The 14,027-nt window shown below is 66.4% G+C and carries 6 protein-coding genes; 1 reads left to right on the forward strand and 5 read right to left on the reverse strand.

Annotation, left to right across the window (positions count from 1 at the left end; genetic code table 11):
* The first annotated feature begins 62 nt into the window (after positions 1 to 62).
* Positions 63 to 3,371, forward strand: a complete 3,309-nt coding sequence (locus tag QAR72_RS02340; RefSeq protein WP_304615753.1) for an ATP-binding protein — start codon at positions 63 to 65, stop codon at positions 3,369 to 3,371.
* On the opposite strand, the gene QAR72_RS02345 is transcribed toward QAR72_RS02340, so the two are convergent.
* The 5 genes from QAR72_RS02345 to QAR72_RS02365 all read right to left on the reverse strand — a co-directional run bounded on the left by QAR72_RS02345 (position 3,368) and on the right by QAR72_RS02365 (position 13,868).
* Entirely contained in the window at positions 3,368 to 5,188 is a 1,821-nt protein-coding gene (locus QAR72_RS02345; protein ID WP_304615754.1) for a sugar-transfer associated ATP-grasp domain-containing protein, read from the reverse strand. The genes QAR72_RS02340 and QAR72_RS02345 overlap by 4 nt on opposite strands.
* An 81-nt stretch (positions 5,189 to 5,269) precedes the next feature.
* Positions 5,270 to 6,235 carry a hypothetical protein gene (locus QAR72_RS02350; protein ID WP_304615755.1) on the reverse strand — a complete coding sequence of 322 codons (966 nt, stop codon included), beginning with the start codon at positions 6,233 to 6,235 and terminating at the stop codon, positions 5,270 to 5,272.
* The gene (locus tag QAR72_RS02355; RefSeq protein ID WP_304615756.1) at positions 6,228 to 9,530 is read right to left on the reverse strand and encodes an exostosin domain-containing protein; all 3,303 of its coding nucleotides are present in this window, start codon (positions 9,528 to 9,530) and stop codon (positions 6,228 to 6,230) included. Before QAR72_RS02355 ends, QAR72_RS02350 begins: the two co-directional genes overlap by 8 nt.
* A gap of 28 nt (positions 9,531 to 9,558) precedes the next feature.
* Positions 9,559 to 12,720 carry an efflux RND transporter permease subunit gene (locus QAR72_RS02360; RefSeq protein ID WP_304615757.1) on the reverse strand — a complete coding sequence of 1,054 codons (3,162 nt, stop codon included), beginning with the start codon at positions 12,718 to 12,720 and terminating at the stop codon, positions 9,559 to 9,561.
* Positions 12,717 to 13,868 (reverse strand): efflux RND transporter periplasmic adaptor subunit, encoded by a 1,152-nt coding sequence (locus QAR72_RS02365; protein ID WP_304615758.1) that lies wholly within the window; start codon positions 13,866 to 13,868, stop codon positions 12,717 to 12,719. The genes QAR72_RS02360 and QAR72_RS02365 overlap by 4 nt, the downstream gene beginning before the upstream one ends.
* Positions 13,869 to 14,027 lie beyond the last annotated feature (159 nt).

Here is a 14,027-nt window from a genome sequence, read left to right on the forward strand (position 1 = left end):
AGGTTAACCGGTCGACCAGCATGCATTTGAAAAAAAGGCATAGAAAGCAGAACGCTATCGCCTTGGTCATCGTCGCCGCGACGGCCACTCTGATGCTGGCGCTGTTTCTTGTCGGCAGCCAGCTTCTTCGATTGCGGACGGGCGAGGTTCAGGATGCCTCGATGACGCAGGCGGCGCAGGTCCGGACAAACGGCGCCGCGCTGGCCTTTGCACATGCCCTGTCCGAGAACTGGCGCCAGGTCGTCTGGCTGTCCCGCGCCATCGAAGAGGGCGACGAGGTCGATATTGCCGAGACGCTCGGCGCGCTTGTTCAGGACCACCGCAGGATCAGCTGGGCGGGTTTCGTCTCGCCCGAGGGGACGGTTTTGGCGGCCTCGCGCAACCTGCTGCTGGGGGCCGATGTCTCGGCCCGGCCCTGGTTTCAGGCGGGGCTGCGCGGCGATCACGCGGGCGACGTGCACGAGGCGGTCCTTCTGAACGACCTGCTGGGCGGCTCGCAGGAAGAGCCGCTGCGCTTTCTGGACTTTGCCCGCCCCGTCATCGACCCCGACGGCACGCTTCTGGGCGTTGTCGCCGTCCATATCGATGCGGCCTGGGCACAGGCCTACCTGAACGAGATCGCCGACAGCCTCCAGGTCGAGCTGTTCATCGTCGATGATGCGCTTCAGGTGAAATTCGCGACAGATCCGCTGCTGGATGGCGCGCTCAATCTCTGGGCGCTTGAACAGGTGGGCACCGTGTTTTCGGGCGGGCTCGAAGTCTGGCCGGACGGGCGCCGGTATCATTCGGCGGTGGTCCGCGATCTGCATCAGGGGCTGATGCCCGATTTCGGCTGGCGGCTGGTGGGCCGTCTCGATCCGATGTCCTACAGCGGGATCGTGGGGCGCATCCCCTCCGATGTGGAGGCCATGCTGTCGCGGGAAGGCGCGGCACGGATGCTGCGTGGCGTGCTTGGGGCGCTGGCGCTTGGCGTGGTGGGGCTGACGGCGCTGGCGATCTTCCTGCGGCAGTCGCTGGACCGCGAAGCCGGGCGGGCGCAATCCGTAGGCCACCAGCTCGCGCGCAGCCAGAGACGCTTTTCCGTCATTGCCGAAAGCGCGGCCCTGCCCATCGCGACGCTGCGCGACGGCATCTATCACTCGGCCAATCCCGCGGCGGTCCGGCTGCTGGGCTACGAACGCGAGACCGAGCTGACCGGCCGTGCATTTCTGGATGTCTCGCCGGCCGGCGAGAGCCAGGACGATGGCGGCCTGCAGGAGTGGAGCGATTTCGAGGACGCGCTGCACAGCGCACAGACCTTGCGGATCGGATGGCAGCACGAGCGGCCGGACGGACAGGTGGCGCATCTGGACGTGCTGCTCTGCGAGGTGCCGACCGAAGCCGGGACCGAGGTGATCGCGATCATGCAGGACATGACCTCGCGGCACGCGGCCGATGCGCTGCTGCGCGATTACCAGAGCCATCTTGAACGCGCCGTCGCCGAGCGCACCGAACAGCTTGAGCAGAAGCGGATGGAGCAGCAGGCCATCCTGAATGCGGCGATGGTCGGGATCGCGGTGCTGCGCGACGGCGTGATCGTGCAGACCAACCCCCCGCTTCTGCGCAAATTCGCGTTGAACCAGCCGGCGAACGACGCCAATGTGCAATGGCACCTGCTCAAGGCGCTGATCCTGCCGGGCGACCGGGCCGCGGCCGCCGCCGACGCCTTCGCCCGCAGCGAGGCCTATCATTTCGAGGATACGCTGGAACGCCAGGACGGCACGCATTTCCGCGCCCGCGTCACCGTGGCGCCGCTCTACCCGTCCGATCCCGCCGCGGGGGCGGTCTGGGTCGTCCGCGACGTGACCGACGAACGCGAGGCTGAGCTTGCGACCCGCCAGAGCAAGGACATCGCGGACCAGGCGGGCCAGCTCAAGATGCAGTTCCTGGCGACCATCAGCCACGAGATCCGCACGCCCCTGAACGCGGTTCTGGGGTTCATGGATCTTGCCGCCGAGGAAAGCGACCCCGCCGAGCGGCTTCGGCATATCGACAAGGCGCGCCGGTCGGGTCGGCAGGTGGCGGGTCTGCTCAACGACCTGCTGGATCTGTCGCGGGCGGAATCGGGACGGATGGAGATCGAATCGATCCGTTTCGATCTGGCCGAACTGGCCCATGAATGTCTTGAATCGGTCGCGCCCCTGATCGGCTCGAAAGAGGTCGAGCTGGTTCTGGACATTGCGCCCGATCTTCCGGCCGAATTGCTAGGCGATCCGCTGCGGCTGCGGCAGATCCTGGGCAATTACCTGTCGAACGCCGCCAAGTTCACCGCCTCTGGCGAGATCGTCCTGTCGGTCACGGGCCAGCATGTCGAGGGTGACGAATGGCGCCTTCGGCTGGCCGTGGCCGATACGGGCATCGGGCTTTCGGACGAACAGACGGCGGTGCTGTTCTCCAGCTTCACCCAAGCCGACAAGTCCACCGCGCGGCTTTATGGCGGCACCGGGCTTGGCCTTGCCATCTGCAAGCAGCTCGCAGGGTTGATGGGCGGCAGCGTCGGTGTCCAGTCGGTGCGGGGCAAGGGCAGCGTGTTCTGGATCGAACTGCCCCTGATCGCGGCAGGCACCGCGCCCATCGCCCCGCCGGACGAGGAACAGGGCGCGGCCTATCTGGCCGTCACCTGTCCGCGCCTGGCCGACAGTCTTGCGCGCGCGCTGCAAAGCGTCGGCCTGATGCTTGTCGACGAACCGCGAGCCGATGCCGTGACGATCATGGACGACCGCGAGATCGAGGCCAGGGGCCTGTCGCCCGAGACCTTTGCCTCCGGCCCCGGCATCTTCCTGTCACGCAGCATGGCCGAAACTGTCAGCCCCCGGACGATCATGCTGCGAAAGCCGGTCAGCCCCTGGGTGCTGGTCAACCGCGCGCAGTTCATGCTGCAGCAACCCACCGGCACCGTCTTTTCACAACAGAACCAGCCGGTCGAGGCGTTCCACGACCGGCCTTGGGCACTGGTCGCCGACGATTCTCCGATGCTGCGCGACCTCTCCGAGCAGCTTCTGAACCGGCTGGGGTTCCAGGTGACGACGGTCGAGAACGGCGCAGCGGCGGTGCAGGCGGTGCTGGACAACGCCTTTGACGTGGTCTTCATGGACCATCAGATGCCCGTCGTGGACGGGATCGAGGCGACCAGACGCATCCGCGCGCTTGGCACCAGCCGCGCAAGCGTGCCCATCATCGGCGTCAGCGGGACCGACTCGCCGGAATTGCGGCGCCTGTGCCTGGCGGTGGGGATGGACGAGTTCCTGCTGAAGCCCATCGCCCGCAAGGACGTGCAGCGCGTGCTGAGAGACGGCCCGCTGAGCCGCGTTTCCTCGCGGAAAGGCCCCTAACGCGGAGCCTTCCAGAGATAGGCGAAGCCGGGCGTCATCAATCGCGACACGACCACGCTGGCGATATCGACCGAGCCGAGATGCAGCGTCGGATCCCAGAACATGTTGCCTTCCAGAATGACCGGACCCTCGGGGCCGATGGCGACATCCCAGCCGATGGTGATCGGGGCCGGGCCGATCATCTCGTGCAATTGCAGGCAGTGGCGGACCGCCTCGTCGTAATGCGGGATGCTGTAGCCCTCGAGGGTGTCCAGACCCAGTGGCGCGGCGGAAAGCTGCGCGCCCGCCTTGCTGCGCGGTATCGCGCAGAGCCCGCCCGAGGCTTGATCGACGCCAGCGCAGTAACCCCCGCCGCTGAGATTGTCGACGATATTGCCCGCAGCGCCGATCCGGATGGCGGTCGCCAAGGACACCGCCTCGGGGCAGTTGCGACCCAGCATCGTCACGACGCGCAGGCTGTTGATGCTGGACGGATTGAGCGCCGCCATCCTGTCATGCTGGACGAGACGCTTCTGGATCAGCGCGGGATAGGTCAGGGACCGCAGCTTGGCGATGATCTCGTCGCGCGTGGCGGGCTTGCCGTTGAGGCTGCACTCGGCCTCAGAGACGTTCACCAGAAAAGCGCCCTCGCCTCCATGGCCCTCGCGGTCCTTGATGAACAGGTCGCCCTGATGGCGGGAGAGGAATGTCGGCAGGTCGGTTTTCTGCTGCGTCGCGACATCATAGACGACGCTCCGCCGCAGCAGGGCCAGCGTCTCGGGGGTGTCGAAGCCCGCATTGCGGACCCACCCGTCAAAGACCAGCTTGTCGCGGAACACATGAAGCCGCTGCGTGCGCCGGTTCAGCGCATAGACGACGTGATGGAACCTGCTGCGCCAGTTCCCGCCCTTCGGGGTCTCGTTCTCTGCGAGGCTCAGCCGCGCGCGCCCGACCGCCTCGACGAAGCGGGGTCCCAGACCATCCTCGGCGGTCGGGGCGGGCGCCTGAACCGGAACGGAGGGCCTGACGGTATCCATCATCTGGCACATCAGCCGGTCGCCATAGGGCGTGAACGCCTCTCCGGCCGAAGGGTACGAAGTGAACTCGCCAAAGACCGGACCGCGCGTGGTCATGTAGAAATCCAGCCGGTAGAACTCGTCGATATTGGCCGAGATGCGTTCAGCCATCGCGATCATCACTTCAAGATCGCCGGGGCGTGCATAGGCTGGACCCATGTGATAGTTCGTCTTGATGGGGCGGTCGATATAGGACCAGTCGCGCGTAAAGAAGGAGTTGGTGCGCAACTTCTTTTCCGGATTGCGGTCGATTACCTGGATCAAGCCACATCTCCCCTTTGCCGCAAAGACCTTGAAGTCGCGGGGAATCGCAAAGGCGGGATCGTAATCCTGCAGAAATTCTTCGGCGATAACCCTTGTTCCGGATTTTTCGAGGATCTTGTCAGCTGCCCAGACCTCGCGGACATAGCGCGCCCGGTCATGCAGAGGCACTCGGTCGCCGTTCATGCGGTTGATCTCGCCGTCCAGCAGGATTACGCCCTTGCTGTCAGCGCCGTTATTGGGCTTGATCACGACGCGCGGCGGAAGGGCATCAAAAGCCAGCTGATCCAGCGACGCAACCTCGGCATGGATCTGTGGAAGCGGCAATGCCAAGCGGCTGATATAGTCGGTCATGACCGACTTGTTCACCAGCGAGGCCAAGAACAGCCTCCGCGCCTGAAGCGCCGGATCCGGGTCAGGGTTCTTACGGTGATACCATTCGGAGAGGCGCTGATTCATGCGCTGCTTGAAGGTCGGGTTGGGTCGCTTCTCGTCCAGCATCAACTTGCCGCCTTTACTGGTTCGGCTGTCTTGCGCCGCCGATACTTAACATGTGCGCGGGCGGTTGCCTGACGGCGCGGATCAGCGAGATTCATCCTGGGGCGCACCCTTCCCTTCGTCGACCGGGGGCGCAGCTCGCAAGAGCCTCATGCTGAGCGCACGCAGCGGCCTCGTGATCCTCCACGAGCGCGAGGACAAGACGGCTGCCAGTGTCTCGGCCGTCTGTGCGTGTCGCATCACGGCCCTGTCGCGCTGTTCCTCGGCCTGTTTGCGCCGTGACCTTTCCTGACGAAGCTCGGCAAACATCTGGTGCAATTCCGCCGTGACCCGCGCCAGTCTGCCTGGCGCAGCGTTTGCCGAAGCACTCTCAGCGTCGGAAAATGCCAGCTGCTGAAGCAACAGCTGTTCGCGCATCAGCCTTGCGGCGCTCGCACTGTCCAGAAGGGCCGCGTAATGCGAGGCGGCCTGGGTCAGCGGCGCGGATTGGGCGAGGCCAAGGCTTGCGTCGTCCAATGCCGCCAGCGTGTCGTAAGTGGCACGGTCGCTTGCCAGAACGCCCATCGCCAATAGAACTGCCAGCGGATCCGCCGCACTGCGGACGCCCGTCGATTGCAGACCTGCCCCGCCACCCGCCTGGAAGCGATGCAGAGCCAGAGACGCAGCGTCCCCGGCCTCCAGCCGCGCAGCTGCGATCAACACGCAGCCGTCAGGATTGACCCGGTGTAGGTCCAAGAGCGTTTTTGCCCGATTCTGCCACTCGCGAGCGACAGGTGCAGGGTCGCACCCCTCTGCGAAGGCAGCGCCTATCGCGGTCGATGGCGGAGCCCAAAGGATAGCAACCGCCTCGGCCCGCGCGATGCACGATAGATCGGCGATGATCTCGATCTTCGCGCCCTGCTCCGACATCGCGCGGAGAAGAGCCGGATCCACATCGACGGTCGCCAGAAGGCGCCGTGAGGCCACGGTGTCCTGCGCCAAGCCTGACTTGATGGGCCTCCCCGACGCAAACTCCATCGTCACGTTCGGACCGGCTGGGGAATCAGACATGGCACATCACCTCGGTCACCAGAGCGTCGGCGATACGCGCACGTTCAGCCTCTACGATCCGGAAATCGCCGAAGAGGGCGGAAAGCCGGCGAGCCGAGTCCAGCCACGCCTCGGCCATCTCGGCATCGGGCGAAAAGTCCTTCAAGTGCAAGGCGGCTTCTTCGACCTCCTTGCCGTATGTGTTCACCATCGCGGCCTGCGGGATTAGTTCGAAAAGCCGATGACGCGGCCCTGCGAAACAAACCGGGATCGCCCCGCAAGCAAAGGCATCAAACGGTTTTTCAGAGATATAGCCATTCAGGTGGATATTCTCCTGGGCCCCCATAAGCAGACAGCGATCATGCAGTCTGGCAAGCTTGTCAAGATGCCAGTCGAACAGCTCCTGCCGGCGCGCCTCATGCCCCCAGCCCTTCCCCAAGCACAGGGCACCATGCGGCAGCATGCGCTTGGCCAATTCGGTGCGATAGGCGCTGAGGCGGACGATATCGCCCATGGGGCCCTCGTGGCGATATCTGGCCTCGGTGCGATACTCGGCGATAAACGCTGCGGGGAGCGAAGCGTCGCGCCAGTGGGCCAGCAGTTCAGCAGGGCTCCGTTTGGCCTGCCGTTCGATCAGGCTGGCATAGCGCATGACGAAGCTGTCATCAGTCATGGGATAATAGGGTAGTATCTCGAAGTCGAAGATTTCCGAGTTGCCATGCGCCAGATGAGCGTATTCCAGTGTGATGCCGGCCTGAGTCAGGTCATTGCGGCGACCCTGCGGCGCTCCGCTCCAGGTGATGTCCCAAAGCGGCTCTTCCGAGATCACCGCAAGGCGCGTGCCCTTCGCGGCAAGGGCGGCAATGCGCGAGGCATGCTCGCGGAAATCCAGGTCGAACCCGGTCACGACCAGATCGGCCTGTTCGGGTTCCGAAACCAGTCGAATGCGTTCGCCAATATGACGCCGCAGCGGCTGGTAGGACAAGGGGGTCCGGCAGGCGTGACGCCCGAAGAGACAAAGACGAGGCGCGGCGACGCGCTGGATCGCGGGGACATGCAGCGCCAGCCGCTCTGGCGACAGTCCGGGAAGGTCCCGCCGGGTAACCTGCAGGGCGCGACGCAGCACCGCATCGAAATGCTCGCCAATGCGTTGTTCGACTATCCGCGCGCGCTCGCCTGCGAGCGTCGCGACGAGTTCGCCCGAGGCTTCAATCTCGTCAAGGGCCGCGGCAGGATCTACCAGCAGCCGTCCACTCCAATCCACCAGCAGCGCCTCGGCGGCGCCGAAAGGCTGTGCATCCGCAGCCGTGGTAGCATTTGACAGGATGAAATTCAGCAGGTCGGTGACGAAGGTCGGCGCGCCGTAGAGAAGCCAGATCTGGCGCATGGCGTGACGCATGGCGGCGATGCGCTGCGGTTCGGCGGCGATCTGGCCCAGCTGGTCCGGTAGCGCCGCGATGGCCTCGGGGGTCTCAGGGCAGAAGATCGCTGCCTGTTCCCAGAGCCGTCGATCACCAGGAGGCGCCCAGTCATCTGCAAGGATCACCGGGATCGTTCCCGCGGCCAGCGATTCCCACAAGCGGATAGAGTTCGGCCCCGTCCCCGACGGACATAGCGCGAAGACCGATCCGGTCAGGGCATCGCGGAACTCCTCGGACGCGGCAGCGTCTATCAGCGCCTCGGGCTGCTCCAAGGCATTTTTCAGGATTTGCCCGTCATAGACGACGCGCTGATAATGCCAGCCGTCGCGACCGCGGACATTCCCCCTCGGATCGTCGCCCAGAAGGTCGAGGATCCAGTTCCGCGACTGCGTCAGATACCACGAATTCGCTCGGGCGCCGATGAAGGAATAAAGATGCGGGCGCGGCGCACCGTCTGCCTCGGCCGAGGCCGCGGGCAAGGCGTCGGGCGTTTGAACCGGAAAGAGCGGAAAGGGATGAAACCGTATGTCCGTTCCGTGGGGCGTGTCGTCCCGAAGGTCCGTCAGCGTGGTGTGCGGCCAGAACACGTCCGCAATGCCGGCTTTGTCGAAGAGATACTGGTATTTCCGGGCGAAGATGTGCTGGCAGACTGTAAACTTGCGCCGCCCCTGCGTCGGGATGTTGCAGACACGCTCCAGCTCAGCCATGAGATCGTCCGCATCGGCGGCGCGAGTCTGCAGCTTGTCGATCAGCGTGGCCCAGGGAAAGGCCACATAGACCGGCGCGTGTGGCAGGTCCAGCCCTCTCGCCGCCAGGCAGCGGAAGGCGTGCTGTTCGGTGACAGCGGGGAATTGCCATTCCGCGTCCAGCCCAATGATGCCCGGCATCCTGATCAGCGGCCGCTGTGCGTCCGGCATCGGCGCGGAAGTTTCGGGTACGACGCCGGTCTTGACATGGGCGCGCGGTCGGGGCGCCTCGCCTTCGAACTTGGGCGGGGCTTCGCCGAAGCAGCTTCGATGGCGCGACACAGCCTCGTGTCGAGTGGATTCGTCAAAGAGGCTTAGCACGCCCTCCGGATAGCTGCTGCAGATCGTCCGCCGGATCACATCCTGTCCGGTCGCCAGCGCGCGCAAAGCCTCTTCACGGTCGGCAACGGAAACGACGCGCGCGATTTCGGCAAGATAGCTGTCGCGCTGACTAGCCGAAAGCTGCCCCTGCCTCAGACGGAAGGCGCCCAAGGGAATGTGCGCCTGGACCAGCAAAGCGTGTCCGGCAAAACGCTGCCACAACGCCCAATCTCCCGCCAGCCGGAAGGTCGGCAACAGCCTCTGTCCATCCACCTCATCCCAGAGCCAGCGGCGGAAGAACGTGCCCTCCTGCTGCACGAAGGGCCAATGCCGCCCATCGCACAAACCCGCAGCGACAGCCTTGGTGGGCAAGGGCCGGTCATGCGACTTTATGATCATGTCGTCCTGCATGATCGCCACGGCGCCGCCGAGCCACGAGACCCATTCGGACGAGAATTGGCGCTCGACATTGGCGACGAAGGCCAGTGCGCCGGTCAGCAGCAGGTCATCGGCATTGATCCAGGTCATGAACTGCTCGGGCGTGCCTTCGAGACGGCTGAGACCCTTTGCAAGCGCGTCATACATGCCCTCATCGCCCTCGGAGGACCATGTGAAGCTCACCTCGCGGCACTGGATCGGAAAGTCGCGGCGGCGCAGGCGCTGCTGCCAGCGTTTCAAAAGCTCAACCGTGCCGTCGGTCGAGCCGCCGTCCTGCACATGAAACCTTAGCGAGAAGTTTCCCGCTTGAGACACCACGCTCAGGATCGTCCGGTCGATGGTGTCGGCCGCGTTGTAGGAGGGGGTCACAACCGCGATTTCCACCGACATTTTCGCCCTTCCTGTACGATCGACTAGTCTAGGGATCACTAAATTGATCCACTGCCCTCCGCCTAGGCCATATACTCTCCCTCTGCAAGTTGACCGGCCTGTCGGAGTGAGCAAGGATCTCCCGCGCCTTGCGCGACAAGGTCAGCGCGAACATCTGCGGCGTGAAGGCGAAGGCCAGTGTTACCGACAGCGCGACGCCCCCGGCGACCGACATCGCGAAGGGCGGCCAAAATCCGCCTCCGCCAAGGATCAGCGGCAGGAATCCACCGACGGTCGTGATCGTGGTCGAGACGATGTGGCGGACCGATCCGGCGACCACATCGACCATCGCAGCCCGGTCGCCCGAGGCGGCACGGGGATCCTGCTGCAGGTCCGACAGCACGATCAGGGCGGCGTTCACCGACACGCCGATCGAGCCGATCACCCCGATGATCGCGTTGATCCCGAAGGGATAATCGAAAACCGCAAGGGCCAGCATCGACAGCCCCGCCGACAGGCCCGCCACGGTAAAGGCGATGGCCGTCAGCCTGAACGAGTTGAAGGTCAGCACGACCACCGCGATCGACAGCGTGATGATCAGCCCAAGCGGCGCGACCAGCGCCTGAACCGTGCTGTTGCGGGCGTCGGTATCGCCGCCGGTTTCCAGCCGGATGCCCTGGGGTGGGGCATAGCCTGCGGCCCGCAGCACCTCCATCGCCTGGGCCAGAGCGGTTGCGGGCAGCACGCCCGGCATCAGAAAGGCCTGCACATTGTTCACCCGTTCGCCGTTGCGGCGGGTGATCGTGCTTTCCGACGGCTCGAGCCGCAGCGCGCCAAGCGTCGAAAGAGGCACGGCGGGAAACTGGCCCGACGCCGCCAGACCGGCCGCGCCCGGCGGCTGGATCGGCATGTCGCCGACCGCCACCGGATCGCCCCGAAGACCCGCACCGAAGCGCACGCGCACGGGCAGTTCCTCTGTGCCCTCCAGCAGCGATCCGCCGGTCACGCCCTCGAGCCCCGCCTCCATCTGCCGCGCGATCTGGCCCAGATCGAGGCCCAGAAGCCGCGCGCGCGCCTCGTCGACCTCAAGGGTCAGCTTGGGGGCTCCGCCCGCGATACCGGTGCGGACCAGCGCGAACTGGGGCACCTGTGCCAGCAGGCTGCGCAATTCCTCGCCCGCACGGCGCAGGGCGTCGGTATCCTGCCCGACCAGACGCAGCTCGATCGCCGCGTCGACGGGCGGCCCCTGGGTCAGGCCCCGGATCACGAAGCGCGCCTGCGCAAAGGCGGGCGGCAGATCGGTCTGCAGCTCAAGCAGCAGCCGCTCGGTCGCGGCGGCGGACTCGGTGCGGATCAGCGCCTGGGCGAAAGCCGGGGCCTGATCGCGGTTGCCGACCATGTTGTAATAGAAGGCCGGCGCCGAGCGGCCGACCACCCAGGCGATATCGGAGATTCCTTCCCGGGCCGCAAGCGAGGCGTCGATCCGGCGAACGACGCGCAGCGTCTCGTCTATGCCGGTGCCGGGGGGCAGATCGACCTCGACATGGAACTGGTCACGGTCGACGCCGGGGAAGAATTGCGGCGTCAGGCCGGGCAGCGACAGGAAGCCCAGCACGGGCAGGACCAGCGCCAGCGTCACGCTGCGCCAGGGATTGGCCAGCGACAGCGACAGCGCGGCCCGCATCAGCCGCATCGCCACCCCGTCGCGCGCAGGCAGCCCGTCGCCGGCGCGCAACCAGTAGCCGGCCAGAGCGGGGGTGATGGTAACGGCAACGACCAGCGACCAGGCCAGCATCACGATGACCGAAATCGCAATCGAACCGACGAAATCCCCCGCAGGCCCCGGCAGCAGCAAAAGCGGCATGAAGGACAGGATCGTCGTCAGCGTCGAGGCCGCAAGCGGCATCGTCAGGCGCCGCACCGAGACGGACACCGCCTCCAGCCGGGACAGGCCCGCTCGCAGAAACTTGCCGATCTCGTCGGTCATGACGATCGCGGCATCCACCAGCAGGCCAAGTGCGACGATCAGCCCGGTGACGCTCATCTGGTGGATGGGCACGGCCAGCGCGTTCAGCGTGGCGACCGAGGCCAGCGAAACAACCGGCAACACCATCGCCACGATCAGCGCCGCGCGCGCCCCGAGCGTGACGAACAGCACCCCGACCACCAGCGCCACGCCAAGGGCCATGTTCATCCCGACTTCGGCCAGACGCTCGGTCGTGTAGCGGCTCTGGTCGAAGACCGTTTCCAGCGACAGACCCCATGGCAGGCCCTCGGCCTGGGCGGCGGTCGCCGCGCGGATGTCGGCCATCCAGCGATCCACCTGCAGCCCCTCGGCCAGCCGGGCCGAGATCAGGATCGCGGGCCGTCCCCTGTGCAGCGCAGCCTCGGCCAGCGGCAGGCGCGGGCCGCGGTTGATCTGCGCCACATCGCCCAGCAACGTCACGCGGCCTTGGGCATCCTCGCGCAGCACCACGGCGCGCAGCCGGTCCAGCGAGGTGATCTCGCCCGTCAGGCCCAGCACCAGATCGGCCCGCTCGCCCCGCAGCCGGCCCGCCTGCACCTTGGCATCGGCCGCACGGATCGCGGCCGAGACGGCGTCGGCCGTCAGCCCGAGGGCGGCGGTGCGGTCGGCGTCCAGCGTGACCAGCACCTCTTCCTCGGGCAGGCCATGCAGATCGACAAGGCTGGTCCCCGGCACCCGGCGCAGCCGGTCCGCCAGGGCCTCGGCCTCGCGCGCCGCGCGGGCCAGGGCAAATCCCTCGGGCATCGTCAGCGCGAAGATCGCGGCATAGCCCCCGGCGCTGTCGCTGTCGAATTCGGGCTCCAGTGCGCCGGCCGGGAAATCCCGGCGCGCATCGGCCACAGCGTCGCGCACCAGGCTCCAGACCTGTTCGATCGTGGCGGGGGGAACGGTCTCCTCAAGTTCGACGGCGACGACCGAGATGCCGGTGGCCGAGGTCGATTCGATCGTGGCGATCTCGGGAATGGTGCGCAGTTCGGTTTCGATCTTGGCGGTGACGAGCGCCTCGACCCGCGCGGGATCGGCACCGGGAAAAACCGTGGTGATCGTGGCGAAGATGTTGGTGATGGTGGGGTCTTCCTGCCGCCCGATGGACCACAAGGCCGAGGCCCCGGCGGACAGGATGACCAGAAGCGCCAGCATGACGAGGCGCGGCTGACGGAAGAACAGCGTGTCCATCGGGGTCATTCCTCTGCGCGGGCAAGCTGGTCCAGGACAAGCTGTCCCGGCGCGACGCGGTCCGGCGCCTCGGCGACGATGCGTGCACCCGGCGGCAGGTCGCCGCGGAGAAAGACGCGCGCGCCCTCGCCGTGGATCACCTCGACCGCAGCGGGCTGAACCCGATCACCCTCGGGCGCGGGCCTCAGCGCCATGACGGACCAACTGCCCTGCGCGCCGTCGCGCAAGGCGGCAAGGGGCGCCCAGAAGCCCGGCGTCTGGATCCTCTGCTCAAGGATCACCGAGACGGTTTCGCCCAGAACGGGGGCCGCCTCTTGCAGGGTCAGCACGACAGGGCGGCTCCGGGTCAGCGGGTCGAGATCGGGCCGCAGATGCAGGACCGTGGCAGCCCGGACGACGCCGCCAAGCTCGAGCGCCACGGGATCGCCCGGTTGCAGCGTCGCGGCCAGATCCGGGGGCAGGCCCACCCGCGCGCGCGCCGGGCCCGCCTCGAAGAGGACCAGCACCGGCTGTCCGGCCGCCACGGTCTGCCCGGCATCAATCTGGCGCGCACCGATCCGGGCCGCGAAGGGCGCCCGCAGGATCGATTTTTCCAGCCGCACATCGACACCGGCGATCCGCGCGGCCGTGGCGGCCATGCCGGCTTCGATCCGGGCCAGACCAAGGCGCGCCTCGTCCTGCGCCGCGACCGCGCGGAACCCGCGCTCGGTCAGCGCGTCCTGGCGCGCCAGCGTCAGCCGGGCAAGTTCGGCATCGGCCTGCAACGCGGCCAGCTCGGCCTCCAGCGCAGCGCGTTCCGGGATCAGCGCGCTGGTATCCAGCCGCGCCAGAACCGCCCCCTGGGCGACGACATCGCCCTCGGCGACCAGCAATTCGGCAAGCCGCCCGCCCAGTTCGAAGCCCAGATCGACCCGCGCGGCGGCCTCGATCTGGCCCGTGAAGCGGCGCGTGACAGCGTGGTCGTGCGTCGGGCGCACCTCGATCACGCGCACGCTGGTCAGCGGCGCGGCGGGTCCGGGCTCGGTGGCGCTTGCGGAAAGCAGGGCGTGTCCCGCCAGAACCGCCGCGCCAGCTGCCGCGGCGACCGCAAGCGTCAGGATCAGGGTCGCGGTGCGACGCAGGACCTTGGGGATGAAGCCGTCTGCACGCTTGATCATGGGCACGCCTCCGTGAAGTAAGCGTTACTTACATAAGTTAGAATCACTCACTTTGGCAAGCTGGAATGTAAGACACGTTTACATTTCACCGCCCGACCTGCCTTGTCGTCCGATGTAAGCGATGCTAACTTTTCGGAAAGCAGAAGAAGCGGCCGGAAA

This window comes from Paracoccus sp. (in: a-proteobacteria), assembly GCF_030604785.1.
GTDB lineage: Bacteria > Pseudomonadota > Alphaproteobacteria > Rhodobacterales > Rhodobacteraceae > Paracoccus.